This window comes from Marinobacter gelidimuriae (assembly GCF_000372805.1).
Lineage (GTDB): Bacteria > Pseudomonadota > Gammaproteobacteria > Pseudomonadales > Oleiphilaceae > Marinobacter > Marinobacter gelidimuriae.
On sequence record NZ_KB889885.1, the window covers coordinates 19,334 to 36,014 of the forward strand.

The 16,681-nt window shown below is 55.0% G+C and carries 15 protein-coding genes; 4 read left to right on the forward strand and 11 right to left on the reverse strand.

Annotation, left to right across the window (positions count from 1 at the left end; all coding sequences use genetic code 11):
* Nucleotides 1–2: 2 nt before the first annotated feature.
* Nucleotides 3–776, reverse strand: coding sequence for a hypothetical protein (locus A3OI_RS0109430; protein WP_018404035.1), 774 nt, complete (start codon nt 774–776; stop codon nt 3–5).
* A complete protein-coding gene (locus A3OI_RS0109435; RefSeq protein ID WP_018404036.1) occupies nt 773–2,074 on the reverse strand; it encodes a hypothetical protein in 1,302 nt (433 codons plus the stop codon). The genes A3OI_RS0109430 and A3OI_RS0109435 overlap by 4 nt, the downstream gene beginning before the upstream one ends.
* Nucleotides 2,075–2,387: 313 nt before the next feature.
* Between A3OI_RS0109435 and A3OI_RS24660 the strand changes: the two genes are divergently transcribed.
* Complete coding sequence (locus tag A3OI_RS24660) at nt 2,388–2,546, forward strand: restriction endonuclease (protein ID WP_407635520.1); 159 nt, start codon at nt 2,388–2,390, stop codon at nt 2,544–2,546.
* Between the two features lie 361 nt (nt 2,547–2,907).
* Here the strand turns inward: A3OI_RS24660 and A3OI_RS24795 are convergent, their stop codons facing one another.
* The gene (locus tag A3OI_RS24795) at nt 2,908–3,411 is read right to left on the reverse strand and encodes a hypothetical protein (RefSeq protein ID WP_456085380.1); all 504 of its coding nucleotides are present in this window, start codon (nt 3,409–3,411) and stop codon (nt 2,908–2,910) included.
* A gap of 50 nt (nt 3,412–3,461) precedes the next feature.
* Nucleotides 3,462–3,815 (reverse strand): hypothetical protein, encoded by a 354-nt coding sequence (locus A3OI_RS19745; protein ID WP_018404039.1) that lies wholly within the window; start codon nt 3,813–3,815, stop codon nt 3,462–3,464.
* Here A3OI_RS19745 and tnpC point away from each other — a divergent pair.
* Complete coding sequence (gene tnpC, locus A3OI_RS0109460; RefSeq protein ID WP_026224111.1) at nt 3,802–5,208, forward strand: IS66 family transposase; 1,407 nt, start codon at nt 3,802–3,804, stop codon at nt 5,206–5,208. The two genes, A3OI_RS19745 and tnpC, sit on opposite strands and share 14 nt — an antisense overlap.
* 118 nt (nt 5,209–5,326) lie before the next feature.
* Here the strand turns inward: tnpC and A3OI_RS0109465 are convergent, their stop codons facing one another.
* The 6 genes from A3OI_RS0109465 to A3OI_RS0109490 all read right to left on the reverse strand — a co-directional run bounded on the left by A3OI_RS0109465 (nt 5,327) and on the right by A3OI_RS0109490 (nt 14,083).
* A complete protein-coding gene (locus tag A3OI_RS0109465; protein WP_018404041.1) occupies nt 5,327–5,695 on the reverse strand; it encodes a histone-like nucleoid-structuring protein, MvaT/MvaU family in 369 nt (122 codons plus the stop codon).
* A gap of 202 nt (nt 5,696–5,897) precedes the next feature.
* Nucleotides 5,898–6,380 carry a transcription/translation regulatory transformer protein RfaH gene (gene rfaH / locus A3OI_RS0109470; RefSeq protein ID WP_081622903.1) on the reverse strand — a complete coding sequence of 161 codons (483 nt, stop codon included), beginning with the start codon at nt 6,378–6,380 and terminating at the stop codon, nt 5,898–5,900.
* A gap of 348 nt (nt 6,381–6,728) precedes the next feature.
* A complete protein-coding gene (locus tag A3OI_RS0109475) occupies nt 6,729–7,856 on the reverse strand; it encodes an ATP-binding protein (RefSeq protein WP_228702938.1) in 1,128 nt (375 codons plus the stop codon).
* A gap of 367 nt (nt 7,857–8,223) precedes the next feature.
* The gene (locus tag A3OI_RS0109480) at nt 8,224–10,395 is read right to left on the reverse strand and encodes a DEAD/DEAH box helicase (RefSeq protein WP_018404044.1); all 2,172 of its coding nucleotides are present in this window, start codon (nt 10,393–10,395) and stop codon (nt 8,224–8,226) included.
* A 29-nt stretch (nt 10,396–10,424) separates the two neighbouring features.
* Nucleotides 10,425–11,747 (reverse strand): ATP-binding protein, encoded by a 1,323-nt coding sequence (locus A3OI_RS0109485; RefSeq protein ID WP_018404045.1) that lies wholly within the window; start codon nt 11,745–11,747, stop codon nt 10,425–10,427.
* Nucleotides 11,744–14,083, reverse strand: coding sequence for a tellurite resistance TerB family protein (locus tag A3OI_RS0109490; protein ID WP_018404046.1), 2,340 nt, complete (start codon nt 14,081–14,083; stop codon nt 11,744–11,746). The genes A3OI_RS0109485 and A3OI_RS0109490 overlap by 4 nt, the downstream gene beginning before the upstream one ends.
* Nucleotides 14,084–14,455: 372 nt before the next feature.
* Here A3OI_RS0109490 and A3OI_RS0109495 point away from each other — a divergent pair, with 372 nt between their 5' ends.
* A complete protein-coding gene (locus A3OI_RS0109495; RefSeq protein WP_018404047.1) occupies nt 14,456–15,052 on the forward strand; it encodes a type IIL restriction-modification enzyme MmeI in 597 nt (198 codons plus the stop codon).
* 36 nt (nt 15,053–15,088) lie between these two features.
* Nucleotides 15,089–15,616 (forward strand): type IIL restriction-modification enzyme MmeI, encoded by a 528-nt coding sequence (locus tag A3OI_RS23145; protein WP_323806876.1) that lies wholly within the window; start codon nt 15,089–15,091, stop codon nt 15,614–15,616.
* 339 nt (nt 15,617–15,955) lie between these two features.
* Here the strand turns inward: A3OI_RS23145 and A3OI_RS19750 are convergent.
* On the reverse strand, nt 15,956–16,681 hold a 726-nt coding region (locus A3OI_RS19750), incomplete at its 5' end, for a transposase (protein WP_018404049.1).

The window sequence follows — 16,681 nt, forward strand, 5'->3', positions numbered from 1 at the left end:
TCTTATTGGGTTGCGGTGAAGGGCGCGTTGGGAAGCGCAGGTTCTTCTACATCTTCGTCAAACAAATCCAGCCATGAATCGTGAAACGCATTCAACGCCATGCTGGCGGTACCGGTATCATTAATGAGGTAGGCTAATTCATTGAGGGACTGGCTTTTTATGGCCAGGTCCCGGGACAGGTTCAGCCATCCGTCTTGGGAGACCGGGTTCCCAAGGCCGATATCCCCACGAAATCGCTCCTGAAGCTGCTCAATAATCCCATCGAGTTTGTGCAGATCGGATTTAAGCGTTCGCAGTGAATCTGTGTCTGGCACATGAAACGATGGACAGGCCAGCGACTGGTCACTGAACAGAAACAAGTTGAGTAGTCGGGCGCTCCGGGTGGCCATCACAATCTCGGTTAATTCTACCCGAGCCCTCATATCTTGCGGGCCGGCATAGTGGTCAAGCCGTTTCAGTCGTTTTGCCGCAAGCTGGCAGGGCAGATCTACAGGTACCCCTGAATAGATGGGCAATTCATCAGGGCTGATTCCACTATCAACCGGTCGGGACAATCCCATGAGCCATTCCGGTGCTACTGCTCGCCATTCACGGTCTCCCAGTTTTTCTGTCCAGCCGGATAGCGATGTTTCTAGTGCCGCGACCACCGTAGATTCGTTCAAATCGACCGTTTTACCGGCCCGTAATGCGCGCCGGGCTTCCTTATCGTCCATGGTTAGCCGTTCGCAGAGGTCTTCGGCGTTATAAATAACGTGGATCGTCTGTCTGTTGTTCATGTCGGTGATGGCCCGCTTGCAGGTTCATGGGCGTTGCCGGGACTTTCGCCAATCTCGTCGTCTGCAAACAACAAAACCTCAACATCTTCTGCAGAAGGCTTCACTTGAGACTGCGAAGGGGTCTCCAAGAGTTTGTTGATCAGTCCCTTGGCAATCGGCTTTGCCTGATCGTGTTGGCTTCTGCTGATCCTCTGCGCGACCACCCGTATGAACTGCTCGTCGTTCAGGTACCACCACTCATTACGTCCCATTGCGAGAGTTATGGGATTGCCAGCCGAGTTGGCCAGCGGCAACTGAAGATTGCCTGCCGTTTGTCGCTCTCGATATGCGTCCAGCTTTTGTGACTGCGACAAATCGATGCCGAGCTGGTGGCGGGCCACGTTATTACCAATGGCAGTTGCCAGGGCCTCCTTCTGTGACGGAAGCCGGGGATACCGTCTCTCTATCGCTCCGGTTTTCTCAATCAGGGTGTCGAGAGTGGCTGTCTGGTCATCCTGAAACCGAAGCGGCTGACGATGAATTTCTGGCTCCATGCCAAGTGACAGCGCGGCCTGCGACAAGCGTTTTTGCGTCTGACGCTGGATTGGGCTCTGGGTATCCAGGGTCAGGGCGTGAGCCAGTGCCCGGACCTCTTGTTGCAGGCCAGCGTGTGTGTCGAAGCCAGCCAGTGGCAGTACGTCCAGCCGTTCCTGAAGGCTGGTAATGCGATACAGGTTGGTTTCATCGCTGGCCGGGGAATACCGCAGGCCCGTTTTCAGCAGTGAGCTCAACGGGCTGGCCGGGTTCACACCCACCTGGTAGGCGTCGTGATTCATGAACACGGTGCGCAATACCGTGTCGTGAGTGATCAGCACTTCCAGAGTCTCGACGTCTTCACTGGCGATGGCCTGTGAACATGCCTGATCAAGACCGCCGCCCATACTCTGTGCCCAGGGGGTCTTATAACCGGAGTTATCGAAGGTATCCGGGCACTCCGAAGGCGGTAAATGATGCAACAGGTGCTTAAGGAGAACCGTCCTTCCCTGTTGAGCCGCCTGAGTGATATCGCGTCTGGGATTGATATAGTCTTTCAATGGCGCTCGCAACAGAAACCGGTCTAGCGTCTCGGCATCCATCAGTGCCGGCAAGTCCAGCAAATTCACATGCTCAAGGACTTCTCGAATGGCGGTGTTCTCGCGAACGCTCTGATTCTCGCTTGCAAGGCCTGGGATGTGCAGATTCTCCGGAGCCACAACGTTTCGTACCAATCCGTTGTTTTCGTCCAGCAGTGCATGTAATTGACGAGTTTCCGATACCATTGTGGTGCCTCCGCTTCTGAATAAAAATATTTAACTCACACTACTCTATGCGATTATTATAGGGGATATAGGGTTCAAAGTTATCGGTGCCGTTCAAAAAGTCACCGACTGGTTTACTTTGGTGTACCGGTGTTGGAAGAGGATGACGCACTATGTCGGAGGCTTGGTTGACAGGGCTGGCGGACGGGTTAGCAGAATTGACGGGTTGGCTCACTGAATACACGTACAGGTTAATCGACCTGGTAAGCCTGATCCGTTTTGACATCCTCCCCTCCCTTCCTGAGCAATTTGCGAAGGGAGGGGAGGATGTCAAATAAAGAACTTCACACAGCTCTGTCAGAGCAAGCGGATGCCCGGCGTCTTCGTAACCACCAGTGCCTTTTCGCGGGCCACCCACCAAGCCTTCAGCCACCATTACTCCCGGGTACAACTCATGGACAGTCACAGGCTTTTGACACTAATTACCGTTTGAAAACGCCGCTTTGCGGGCTGCTCTGAAGCGAAAGAGGGGTATTTCAGGGCGAGTGCGTTCAAGTACCGGCTTCATTCCGGCCTCAGTGCGGGGTCTTTTCATGTCTGCCATCGCGGGCGCGAAGGCAGTAGCGGGCTCAGCGTGCGCTTCGCCCTTCACCAAGTTTAAAGGCGGGCCGGGGAGGGCTCTGGCGGGCACCAGCTGGTCTCGTTTGGCGGGTTTGCAGGCAGAAAAAACCGGCTCAGAGTTAATCTGGCCGGTTCAAGTATGCGCGTGAAGCATCACAAGAAAAAACTAACCTAACAGGGTGCGAGGGCTTGCTCGCGACTACACAATCATAATAACCATCGTAAAGTGGAAGTCAAACGATCTCCGGCAGTGCCAGGATGTCCGCTCCGGTGATCCAGGCTCGCTGAATCTCGGTGACCGGCTGATCCGGGCGGGTGCGATCGAAGAAATGGCCCTTATTGAACGGGAAATAGGTGTGACGGCGAACGTCCCGCCGCTGATAGGGTAACGGTGGCGCGTCGGTGCAGGTCTCGAAAATGCCTTCGGCCCAAGCGTGTACGTTGCGCTGTTTATCGCGCAGAACCCGGTTACGCCCAGGCTCGGACACCGCCAGCTTGACGTCGTGCAGGCAGGTCGCCGGTGCATAGCCGACCACCTTGCCTTTCGTCGGTCCCTCGAGCATCCGGAGCGAATAATACGATGGGCGGTTGAGGTTCCTGTGTACGCGAACGCGCTGCCCGGGCCTGGGGCGGGACGCCCCTTGAACGACACGAACGGATCTGGATAGTTTGCCTCGTTGGCCGCTGGCGGCTGTTGGCCGATCCAGTGGGAGGCCGCGGCGGTGGCCGGAAACCAGCTGGGTGTGTAAAACTGATGTGGCATGAGTCGTCTCCCGTTGACCGGCCCTTACAGGGGGCCGGCTGAATCACCGTAGGCACCGGCTGGCAGTTCCCAGTTGTCGGTGAGGATGGGCTGGTCGTAGGTGGTGCTCATGGTCAGAGCCACCCTCTCCGGTGTCACGGCTTCGTAAGGGGTTCCGGCATCGGCTACTTGGTGCAGGGCGCGGTCGTGCTTCATGGTGTGCCCCAGATCGGTCTCCATGGCCGCAATATGCTCGAATCCTTCCGGGTCGATCTGGCGCAAGGGGGCCATCTGGTCGTTACTTGCAAAAATACAAAAGGCGCAGGAGCAGCGACCAAAACCGAGCTGGTAGCAAGGGTGTGGCTGTACGCCCCAGCGCTTCAGGATCGCCTCCGTCAAGAACCTTCTTGAGAAAGAACGTGACCTGTCGCCTTCACTCAAGGCCGCTCTGGAAGTGCTGCTCGTTTTGGTGGCGCTCCTGCTCAACCGCACGACGCTCAATAGTAAAAATAGTCGTAAGCCGCCCTCAACGGATCCGAACCGTGACAAATCTTCTAAAAAGGGTTCCAGCAATAGAAAACCCGGCGGACAGAAGGGGCGTATCGGAACCACCTTGCAGCAGGTCGATGATCCTGACGCCGTGAAAGAGCTGAAAGTCGATCGACGCTCTCTGCCAAAAGGACGGCGGTATCAAGAGCATGGTTATGAAACACGGCAGGTCATCGATATTGATATCTTGCGATTCGTGACTGAATACCGAGCACAGGTTATTAAAGACGATCAGGGAAATCGATGTGTTGCTGCCTTTCCGGACAGGGTCAGTCGGTCGGTTCAGTATGGCATCGGCATCAAGGCCAATGCAGTCTATATGTCGCAGTTTCAGCTGTTGCCCTATGACCGAATCCGTGACCACTTTCAGGAGCAGATGGGCATTCCGGTCAGTGCTGGCTCTGTCTTCAATTTCAACAAAGAGGCCTACGAGAAGCTGGATCATTTCGAGCAGTGGGCGAAAGCTCAGCTCGCCAAGTCTGATCTCATGCAGGTTGATGAGACCGGCATTAACCTGGACGGGAAGCGCCACTGGTTGCACTGCGCGTCCAATAGCGCATTGACGCTGCTCTACCCCCACACCAAGCGTGGCACCGAGGCCATGGACGAGATGGGCGTCTTGCCCTTCTTCAACGGAGTGTTGTGTCACGATCATTGGAAGCCGTACTACCGTTACGCGTGCACCCATTCCCTGTGCAATGCGCACCCTCTTCGAGAGCTGGAGAGGGCATGGGAGCAGGACGGTCAACACTGGGCCAAGGCGATGAAAGCCCTGCTGATCGATATGAACAATACGGTAGCGGATGCCGGTGGCCGCTTGCCAGCCACTGATGCTGAACGGTGGCGACAGCGCTATCGACAACGTCTCGAAGAGGCAGATATCGAATGTCCACCTCCCGATGTAAGCCTGCGAGAGGCGGGGAAACGCGGCAGGCTAAAACGATCAAAAGCCCGAAACTTGCTGGAAAGGTTACGAAACTTTGAGCACGACGTTCTGCGTTTTATGGATGTCGAGTACGTCCCCTTCACCAACAATCAGGGGGAGAATGACCTGCGCATGACGAAAGTGCAGCAGAAAATATCCGGTTGTTTTCGATCAATGGCGGGGGCGAAGATCTTTTGTCGTGTTCGCAGTTACCTGTCAACGTGCCGTAAGCAGGGGATGTCAGCCACAGAGGCTCTGGCTTTACTCTTTCAGGGTAAAAGCCCTGCGTTTATGGATACCGATGAGACTCAATTTTAATGATCGTGGCAGATGTGAGCTGAATAGTTACGCCACTAAAAACACAAACCGGAGCGCTGGTGAATAGGCGCTCCGGTCAGTTAACCACTATGACTGCAGACAGATTATGACTCGCAGACTAGTCCTGCCAGCTTTGTACTGCCTCTTTTCCGTGCTTTTCACGCCACTCGTTAAGCGTCTTGTGGTTGCCGCCGCGGGTTTTAACCACTTCGCCGGTGTGCGGGTTGCGATAGGTTTTTTCCGGACGCTTGGCGCGATTTCCGCCGCCAGTCGTAGCGGTTGATGTCGAAGCAATGGACGGATCAATCGCGGCCAGAATTTGCAGGACGTCTTTTGGCGACTTGCTGTATTCGCTCATCAGTTCACGGACTTTGTTTTCAAACGCCAATTCGCTTTTCAGCGCTTGATCTTCTTCCAGCTTCTCCAGCTCTGCCGCCAGCTTTTCCATCAGCTGCTTCTTTTGATAATAGTCGTTAATTTTCGCCATGAAATTTAAACCTTAAGGTCTGAATTGCCTGATATGAACGATGACAACATACCAATTGTATGTGGCCACCAAAATGCCAATATCAATAGTAATGAATCAGTAACGCCAAATCAAAGCATTAATGAACTATCTAGCGTATTAAAACTTACAATCACTTCAGATTCCAAAAACTCTGACGTTTTTGTTAAAGCATTATCAATTATTACTGATTTTTTAATGACGATATCGGCACAGATATACGCTGACTTTTCTGCATGAACTCAATCAACACAATTGCCCGCTCATCGCCATCGTAACATTGGAATATTGCCCGCATGCCAGCAAACGGGACTTCTGCAACGTCTACATCGTCGCCACTTTTAATGCCACCCGCGGAAGCAACCTTGTCAAGACTCGCGCGCAAATGATCGATCACTTCATCTTCAACTGGCAGAGGTTTACCACCGAACCCAACGATTCTTATCACACCGCGAGTAGAACGCAGTTTTGGCCAGACTGGATTCAATTGTGACAAATTGATAAAAATATAGCCCGAGAACAGCGCTTCCAGCTTGCAACTACGCTTTCCCGAGCGCAGTTTCTCCACCATCACTTTCGGATAAAAACAGGGAATGTCCTGATTTTGTAAATTCATAAGAGCGCGATCTCCTTGACCGGGCTTGCACTGCAGGACATACCACTTCATAACAAAGCCTATTAACAATACTTCGTGGATTATACGTACGACGAGTTTGCGGGTTAGCGCACCTATCCGGCAGCCATTGAGCATCTAGCCACAACGCCCCTTATCGCAACATCGGCGTCAGCTGTAATTGAGAGGGTACTTCGGAGGCTATCGCTATCGGGTTAGAAGGAGCGGGGCAATGAACTATGTAAAGGGTGGATCGCGCATACTTGTAGTTTGTACTGCGCTGATATGGCTCATCTGCGGTGGCGGATGGCGTTTTGGTGGTCCTGGATTTCGACCGGCCGTTATTAAAGCGCTTTACTGATAATGGCAACGATTAAGCGGCTGTGGCCTAAGCTGTATCCTTTATCGCGAAGGGGCGGAGCCAACCTGCTTCTCCAAATAGCGCCTCAGCCCCGGTTTCTCGATGTGGTATTCGCCTTTTTTGATCTGACTGACAAGACTGGCCTCCATCAACCGCGCAAGGGCTCGCTGCACGGTTCCCGGTATTCCCTTGTTGCTCGTTTGGGCCTCAATCCGACTCAGAAGCGCCCGCGAGAAAGGGTTTCCATTGTCCGCCAGCTCAAGGAATACCAGTCGATCCACTGGTTTCATCGTTTTAGCGGTTTCCTCAAACCCCTCCGCCGCATCCAGCAGCTCCAGTGTGTAGTTCATCGCCTCTCTCAGGGGGCATTTCTCCGTGACCAACCGCTCAACCAACCGCTGCATCCAGTAGGGGGAATGATCCAGATCACCAAACGCCTTGACCAGCGACCCCATCGCCACAGCTACCCCGTATTCCGAGGCCATTTTGTTTTGCAAAAACGCACAAAAATCCTCGCCCAGATCGGGAAACCGGTGCAGATTCGCGAAGTGATAGAACGGCGAGGACTGAGTGCTCATCAGCAAGTGCATGTAGTGGCGGGACGATCCTGTATAAATGCTTTTCACGCGCCCCTGCCTGCGATCTAACAGCGTTCTCAGGCTATGTGCCAACCCAGAGAAGTCGTCGCTTGTCGCCAGATGCTGGATCTCGTCAATCAGCAGCAGAATCGTTCTGTCCTTGGCAGCCTTTTCAAGTTGCGTAACCAGATCGTCAATGCGTGTCAGATCGCGAGTTCCGGCCGACTTTGGATTATTGGCGAACTCCACTTCGACCCGCCCTAGCATTTCATTGCTGATGGCCGCCTTTCGCACTTTGCTTGACAGCATACGCTTGATCTTTGACTCACTGGCACAGGCGTCAATGGCCTGCTCTAGCGCCTGCACAATGGACTCATGGGGGGCGTTCGGATCACCCCAGAGACTGGCGTACACGCACAAATATCCCTGCTGCTGTGCCGCGGGAGCCAAATCTTGCAGAATGAAGGCCGTCTTTCCTTTGCGCCGGGGGGCTATAAAGGCAAGGTGTGAGCTGATCCCCACATCGAAGACGTTGAGGTAGTGCTCCGCCAGAGCCGTTCTCGGGAAATGCCAGTGTGCCCGCGCCATCATTTATTCCTTTTTATCAGTCGATGTATAAATTATACATAGAACCGATAAACTTGTATAATAACCATTATGCAGAAGCGGCTGGCGGCAGTAGCGTATCTAATTTCCCGCAGGCTGCCCACTCCAAGCCAGGTGTGGGGTGAATCCAGAGCAGGGCGTCTCGATTCGCTCAAAAGTCGTTGGCTAAACGACTTCTCGCCGAAGCCTGAATTTTGGCGAGAGCATTCCCCGCTAATCTGTTCCGGGTTACACGCAGAGGCACCCTTTACCCGCCAATCGGAGGTCTGTATTTTTTGTGTAGACCAGGCGTTATGCCAGCCACACAGAGACCCGCAAAATTACCCGCCTCTAACGACCACCCCTGCATCGATCATTGATCCGTAAGAACCGCCTCAAGCCACGCCTGGGTACCGTGACTCTCAAACGCGCGCTGGCCGAAGCCCTCATTCAGCAAATCCGCCGGCAAAAACTCATCGAACTTCTCAACGTGCTTTTCCGGTACCGCGTCCGCCAGCTCAACTTCAGCCGGTACACCGCGCCGCATAACGTCCTGCAGGAAGGTGCAAACAGGCTCAACGGAAGTTCCGGACACCTCGATGATCCCGGCGAACGCCCCCGCCTCAAAGCCGCCCTGGAGCAGAAGTGCAACAAGGGTATTCACCGTTTTGTCGCCCAGCCAGGGACAGACGTAAGTGGCCGCCCCATGCTGAATGATCGGCTGGGACACCATGTGGCTGTGATGGAAAAAGGTCGCCCCTTCCTGGAAGAGGTCTTGAGCGGTCGAGTCCAGGAAATCAACTTTGGCGGTGCCGACTGCAATTCGGTAGTCCCCGGAAGCGTATATCCGAAACATTTCCTGGCGCACGACATCGTGGACGCCGAGCCCTTCACCGGCAAACGCTGGTGGGCTGCCGCCCTTGGTCGCGATCACCTGAATCACGCGCTTGTCGGTGTCCACGTCCGTCACCTTCCAGCTTCGCCCCCCGAAAACAATGTGCATCTTCGGAATGATGGGCGTATCAAGAGGAAGGGTGCCCAGCACCTTTGTGCCGTTGATGATTCGAAATTCCTCTGGGGTCCGGAACACCGCATAAAAGCTGTAGTGGTTAACCATTCGCTCGCCCTCAATACCCAGCACAAGTTCGCCGCTGCCCATCTGCGTGAGCAGTGTGGTTCGGCCCATATGAGCCAAAAGGCGCTTAAAGTGGTCAGTGGTGACAGCCTGGAATGGTCCGGTGCGGCAGAGCAGGGCATAGAGCTGGTCGACGCGAATGCCGCCCCACTGGGCCGTAGTAGCAAGGATTTGGTGAACCAGTGTCGAAAAATGGAATTGAGAGGTATCGGCAGGCTCAAACCATCGGTTGGAAATCAGCAGTCGGATCATCGCAAGCGACTGTACCAACTGCACGCGAAGCAGGTCGACTAATTTGAAGCCACTGCAAAGCTCCCGTTCGGCAATCAGCATCCATAGAACAGCTGCACCACCGCGCCGCCCTGAGCGCCCCATGCGCTGGCGCAGGCTCGACACCGAGTGGGGGGCCGTGACCTGAATCACCGAATTCACTTTGCCAATATCAATGCCCAGTTCCAGGGTCATGGTACAAACAGCCGTCGTCGGCAGGAGGTCTTTCTGCAGACGGGCTTCCAGGTCCTCGCGAAACTCTTTTGCAAGCGAGCCGTGATGCGGAAAGAACTCATTAGGGACGACTCGTTCTTTGCAGAAGTTGGCCAGTTGAGAGGCGATACTCTCTGTGCGACGCCGGCTGTTGGCGAACACCAGGTGGGAGCCACCCCGGCATAAACGATACAACTCATCACAAATCTGATGTTCGGCGGGTTTCCGGCGGTCATCGGCCTTTAGATTGGCCGGGTCGAGGTAGCCCTTCACTTGAACCTTGAGAGTGGAGAAACCCTCTGTATTGGTGATCGTGCTACACGGCATGTTGCCATCTGGTCGCAAAGACAGAGGAACCGTATCAAGTTCACCCAGGGTGGCACTGAGCGCCACCCTGGGGATTGGATTCGCCTGACGCTCCAACAGGTGTTCTAGCCGGGTAAGAATAGAAAGTAGTTGCTGGCCCCGTTCAACCCCAATAAATGCGTGGAATTCATCAACCACCACATAGCGGACGGACGCAAAGGCCTCCCGGGCCCAGCCCGCCTGAAGAATCAACAGGGCTTCAAGGGATTCAGGGGTGATGAGCAGGATGCCGGACGGCGCCCGCTTCGCTCGTTTTTTCAGCGACTGTGGGGTATCCCCGTGCCAGGGGGTCACCTGCATGTCCAGCATCTTACACAGCCCTTCCAGGCGCCGGTATTGATCGTTAATCAGCGCCTTGAGAGGGCTAATGTAGAGGATGCTAAAGCCCTCCTGCTGGTCGGCACTGGCGGTACAGGCTGGCAGGAAAAAGGCCTCCGTTTTACCCCCGGCCGTCGATGCACTGATGAGCACATCGGTATCACCCGCCAGGATTGGTCCAATCGCGCGTTTCTGGATCTCTCGCAGATCCGCCCATCCCTGCTGGAAGACCCATTTCTGCACTCGGGGATCCAGTCGCTGATATTCCTCGATCATATTTTAAAGTTGGCTAAATCGTCCGAGGACTCGGCATCGTCCGAATCGACGATCTCAATGTCTACGTCGCTAGGGCGCTCCGTCTCAAGGGTGATTTTCTCCACCAGGTCGGACCACTGAATCGAGGGATTTTGGTCCAGGACCGATAGCATGTCGAGGAATGCCTTAATGGTATTGCGGGGTGTCCGGAAGTAGGCGTCACCGAGGGTCTTGCTGCAGTGTTGGAGGAACGCCTTAAGGGCGGCATCCGGGACCAGATACTGGTCGGGGTCACCACCGGCAAAGACATGGCGAAGCTTTTTCAGAAGGATGTACAGTTCTTCGGGTGTCAGGTTGGCCAGGTGCAGGGCCGGGGACGAATAGTCGATTACGCCAGCGCGCTTGGCGAATGAGTTTTCCGCCAGCCGAGATTGAAGGGCCGCGTAGCTGTACAAGCCCTTGCGCGGATCCAGAAGAAACTCGGGCGTGCCACCCAGAAGGAAGCCGAGGTGCTCCACGGAACCCTGCAGGCAGTCGTTGAGGATGCGAAGAATCTGCTCGTAGTTGGACGTTCGCGCTTGCGTGGAGCTGAGCTTGTAGAGGTTCACCATCTCATCAATGTTGACGATCAAGCCCATATACCCCGCCTGGCGCACAAAGAGGCTCATGAGCTTGAGCGAGTCGTAGAAACTGGTGTCGGAAATAATGGTCCGCACACCAAGGTCTTTCCTCGCATCGGTCTTGGTGGCGTATTCGGCGCGCAGCCAACGGACGGCGTTGGTCTTGAGTGTGTCGTCGCCCTGCTCATGCCCATACCAGTACGCTTCAATTATCTTGGCAAAGTCGTAGCCGCCCACCAGTTCGCTCAGCGCGGAGAGCTTGTCATGAATGACATCCGCCACACTCGACTGCTCCGCCTCAGCCTCCTTTTGCGCCTGGGTAATAAATCGCTCCACAACACTCGTCAGGGCATTGCCGTCAGGCTTGCTGCGCGTAGCCAGGTTGCGCATCAGTTCCGAATAGAGGTTGCGGGCCTGCCCGCTGGAGGCATGGATGCGCCGATCCGGGGAGAGGTCCGCGTTGACCGTCACCAGTTTTTTCTCAAGAGCAATCGAACGCACGACACTCAGAAAGAAGGTCTTGCCGGACCCGTATTCACCGATGATCAGTCGAAAGGCCGACCCGCCGTCAATAATCCGCTCTATGTCCTTGAGCAGGGCATCTATTTCATTGGAACGCCCCACCTGGATATGTTGGATGCCCAGCTTCGGCGTGACGCCCGATCTGAGGGATTGAATAATCGCGTCCCGCTCTTTCGGTCTGACTCGCTGCTCTTTCATGACTGCGCCCCTCTTATTTCCTGAACGATCTCAAGGTCGACGTAAATGGTGTCGCCGTCCTCATCAAATACCGGGGCATCCACCGTGTCGAAAGCCCAGTCGTTAATCGCCTCAAGGGCACCATCCACCATCAGGCCCAGAGGTTGGCGGAGACCTTCTAACGCGTCCCTGGTCCACGACTCGTTAGCAATCATCTGCTCGTAGAGTTCGAGATGTTTTGCGTCCAGGCCATCGCCCGATGATACGGAAGGAGGGCCGGTGTCGCCGGCCGGTGCTTCGCCCTCATCATCACTGTCCACGAAAATAGAGCCCAACAGGCGCTGGACGTCCTTTGTTTCCGTTTCGTGCAGCGCCAGGCGGCTTTCATCCAGCTCGAACGCAGGGGCGACGGATGGATCCGGCGTGCCCGTACCGCGGCCTTTGGACGCGAAGCCCTTGGATGTTGACGTGGAATGAACATCACTGGACAGTAAACCTTTATCGAGCCCCAGTGCAGTGTACAGCTTCTCCATCTGTGTCATTTCACCCAGGCCCACGGCGCCATCGGCCAGGGCCACATTGATCATCACCCGGCTGATGGCCGTCTTTTCCTGCTCGCCCAGAGCGCCCAACCGAGCTTTCATGCCGGTCATGTCATCACGGTCGTGCAGACGCCAGTTCAGATACGCGCCCAGTGAGGCTTTTTCGGTTGGCGAAAGCGACGCGTGCCTGTCGACCAGATTATGCAGAATGGACGCCTCCGCCTCGTCTATGCTGCCATCAGCTTTTGCGACCAAGGCGCCCAGGCGGAGTGTCATGGCTACTTCGTTGTAGGCAGGAGACGGTTCAAAGCCCTCCCTATGCCCGCCAGCGAAGAGCACCACGGTTCCATTGCTGCTCGGTTTGGTGTGATGGTAGCGCATGTCCGGCGCAATACCATACCCAGTCTTTTCCGCAAGCGTTTGAATGAGAGACGCCTCTTTCTTGCCCACCTTTTCGGGCACTGGATCGTTCAGGCAGGACCACAGGTCAAGGAAATTAACCCGCCCCCCGCTGCCCGCAATCGCTTCATCGGCCCAGTTTCTGAACTCGTTTAGAACAGAAGGAGGTCGAGCACTGAGTAAGTCGTCAGGTAAGGAAAGGAGCCCGGCTATATCTTCTCGCGAGGCCCCCTTCTTGCCCAGATACCGGCTATAGGCTTCCAGCTCCTGGGAGCAGGCTACCGCAATCGCGTCCAACTTTTTCGCCGGGCCACTTAAAACGGTCGGGTCGTTTAAGTCTTGGGTATTCAGGAGGACAGTGGCAAGCGTCGGATTCGCGGGTTGATAGCTAAGTTTGAGCTTGGTCTTGTTCGGCTTGACCTGCATACCTTCACCGAACTTGGACGCGTACCTGATTTTGAATAGCTCAGAAAACTCCGCGTGACAGCGCCTGGCCGGTGTTTTCGGGGAAAAGCCAGACAGGTACAGCCATGCCAGCGCCTCATCGGCCGGAACCGGCTTTCCAGCAGAGACGGTCTTTGCGATGCGCAGTTTTGCGGTGTTGGGAAATAGAACGGGATCGTCGCCATTCGCATCATGAGGCGTCAGGTCGGGCTTGAGAACGGCTATGGCTTCCACAAAGCGCCGGGCGTAGGTGCGAAAGGAGCGACTGGCCCCAAAGACATCGAGCAAACGTTGGACCTCGCGTGCGATCACCGAATATTCCTGGGCACCGATGCCTGCAGGAGACTGCGCATCAATTAGAACCCGTCGCTCCAACCCATAAAAGTAGATAAACGCATACCCCAGAGGGATAGCCGGATTGATTCGGTCACTGGCGAGCCAACTGAGGTAGGCGCCGCGACAGTCCGGTGATAACGATGAAAACCGTGGCCAGTAGCCCAGGGAATCGTCCGAGAACTCCATCGGGGCGCGCTTTATGCCAAAGCTCTCGTCAACGAGGGAGGCCTCCGTAAAACTATGCATGCCATTCAATCGTCCACCGAAATAAAAATTGCCGCCAGTAATTCGGCACCCGGCTACTTCCGTGGCCTCCCCCGGCCGGACCCAGCGACCGGGAGTGGTGTTTTGGCTATGCTCGTTCCGCGGTTCGCCAAACGAGATGGTGAAGGTTGCCAATCCGTCGTCCTCAAGGTCCGGACCGGCGGGAGCGACCACTTCGCGATGCGATGACGCTACGGGCTTGGCTGCAGCGCTGCGGTAACCGGATTGCACCTGCGCCAGCTTTTGGGAATCCGGTTTCGGCGCGGCCGGTGTTGAAACGTCACTTGGCTCGGTCGCCTTGGGTTTTCTGCAAGCGAAGCACAAAACGACGACCAAAACGGCTCCCAATCCGAGCATTAGCTCCACTTCCATATAGGTTTGCTCCCGTGATGTTGCACATATTGCAGTTGTGCGTGGCGGCCCATTACGGAGAATACATGGTTTATACCGAAGGGTATAAAAACGCCTTTGATTTCGGCCGGACGCAGTGTCAGGATAATTTTGGTCCCCTCGGCAGGACTCTAAATTGGAACGTTAGTTATTGAAAATGTTGAGTGTAAATTAGCGTTATTGACGCTGGTACCCCAATAGTACCCACGAAAACATTTCCTTCTTTGTTCGTAAAAACATGCGAATGAGTGCTGTCAGGCTAAAACTCACAAATGTAAAACCATCATGTGCTTGAACGCATTCCGGGTAGTCGGGATACTTGCGTAAAATTTTACGTTGTTAAGGAGTAGTAGCTTGGATGCTATCGCGCCCGCTGAAGAAGTAGAAAGTTTCATCAATAAGTGGAAAGACAACAGCGGCAGTGAACGCTCCAATTTTCAAACTTTCATTGGTGACCTCTGCACCCTGCTGAAGCTCCCTGACCCCGACCCAGGCAAAGGCGACACCAGCAAGAACGCGTATGTTTTTGAGCGGTTCATTCCATCTCAACGAATCGATGGAAGCACTGAGAGCCGATATATAGACCTCTACCGTCGGGACTGCTTCGTACTGGAAGGCAAACAAACAAGCAAAGAACTGGCGACTCGGAGCCACCAGAACGCTATCAATGCAGCCGTTGCACAAGCTGAGCGTTACGTTCGGGGGCTTCCCATAGAGGAAGTTGAGCACGGCAGGCCGCCTTTTATCGTAGTGGTAGATGTTGGCAACGCGATTTACACCTACTCAGAGTTCTCGCGCACCGGCGGCAACTACGTGGCCTTTCCTGATCCACGCCGTCACGAAATCCGCCTGGAAGACCTCAAAGATCCAGAAGTACAGGATGGGCTTCGCCGCTTGTGGCTCGACCCCGACAGCCTAGACCCCAGCAAACACGCTGCGCGAGTAACCTGAGAAGTCAGTAATAAGCTAGCCCACCTCGCCAAATCTCTGGAACACAGCGGTTACGACGTTGAACGCGTCGCCAGTTTCCTTAAACGATGCTTGTTCACGATGTTTGCTGAGGATGTTGAGCTACTGCCCAAATCATCTTTCCATGACTTGCTGGTGGACATTAAAGACCGCAACCCCGATATGTTCTCACATGCGTTGAAGGCACTCTGGGAAACTATGAACCCTGATCAATCTTTCGCCCAGAATCGCCTGCTCCAGCTAGCTGAGCAGTTGCTGAAAGAGACAACAATCACCGGGGACTTAGTGTTCTTTGTTGACGAGGATGAAGGACGAATCGGCGGTGCGACTTGGCGATTTGAAGACGGAGACCATACCCTGCTGAAAGACAGTGGTTTCAAATTCATGCTCATGGAGCTATTAGATTCCTTGATTCTCCGCCGGGCCAGCGAGGAAAGCACAGATAGCCTCAACGGAGTGGTTCACCTTGAGCAGTCATCGCCCTCTATTCAGTGGCTGACCGCTGAGGAAGCAGAAAACAAAGTTGAGAAAACTGATTCGCGTTGAAAGAAAAGGGTTAGACAGTAAGCTCGCTATTATCTCCGGCCTTGATGAAAGACAAAAACAACTCCGCCCCCCCATCAAGCCAATGTCATCAACTTAAGCCCCAAAAGTCCATCATGACCCTCTGAGTCACCAAGATTACCAATCGTGAGACAGCCTATGATTGAATCGACAGGCGATTAAAATCAGATTCTAACCCGAAATCAGCTCCAAAGACCGTCAACACGGTATTTGCCGGTGTGTCAGAGCGGTTTCAGCACTATTCAGGGCGAGCGCCATCCGACCGGTGGCTGGCACAGTCTGTCGGGAAGTCTTGTTAAACGCCGTCGGGGGTAGTGTCGGTCAGCGAGTCGGCTTGTACCCTTCACAGCCTTTGGTGACGCTTCGTTTTCGGCGTCGTGGGCAGCGCCGCCCGGGGCGAACCGCACTCAGGCTGTTACCCATCAGACGCCACAGGTTATCCAGGGCCTCACGGCTGGGCCGCACCAGAAGGGCGACGAGGGTATGCTTCAGCCGGGATACGCCCTGGGTGAAGTTGGCCTTCCAGGCCAGCTTTCGGTGGGCGGTTTTGCGCTCAATATCAGGCTGCTGCAGGGCCTGCATCAGCAGGGCCAGGTTCTTGAGCAACTGGCAGGCATGGATATCCTGCTGTACGGCGCAGACCGTCCGGCCACTGACGCTTTCCAGAGTTAGGGTTTGCTTAAGCCGGCGGTAGTCGGTTTCAATGCCCCAGCGCCGGTGATACAGGCCGGCAAAGAGTTCGGCGGGGAAGGACTCGGTGTTCAGGAGTGAGGTGGCCAGCACTTCCGTTTCCCCGGTGGGCAGCGTCACCCGGATCAGCCGGATCCGCAGAGGCGTGTCCGGATCCACACCGGACTGCTCACAGACCCGTCGGGATGACCGGTGCCGGCACGTCATGGAGACGGTGTCGTCGTCTTTTCCGGAATCCACAAAAGCGCGGACTTCCCGGGAATGGGTCAGTGTCAGGCGCATCAGGAATTGCTGTTGACAGCGCTGTAGCTCGACAAAGAGCCAGTGGGCGGGATAGCCCCGGTCAAACAGAATCAG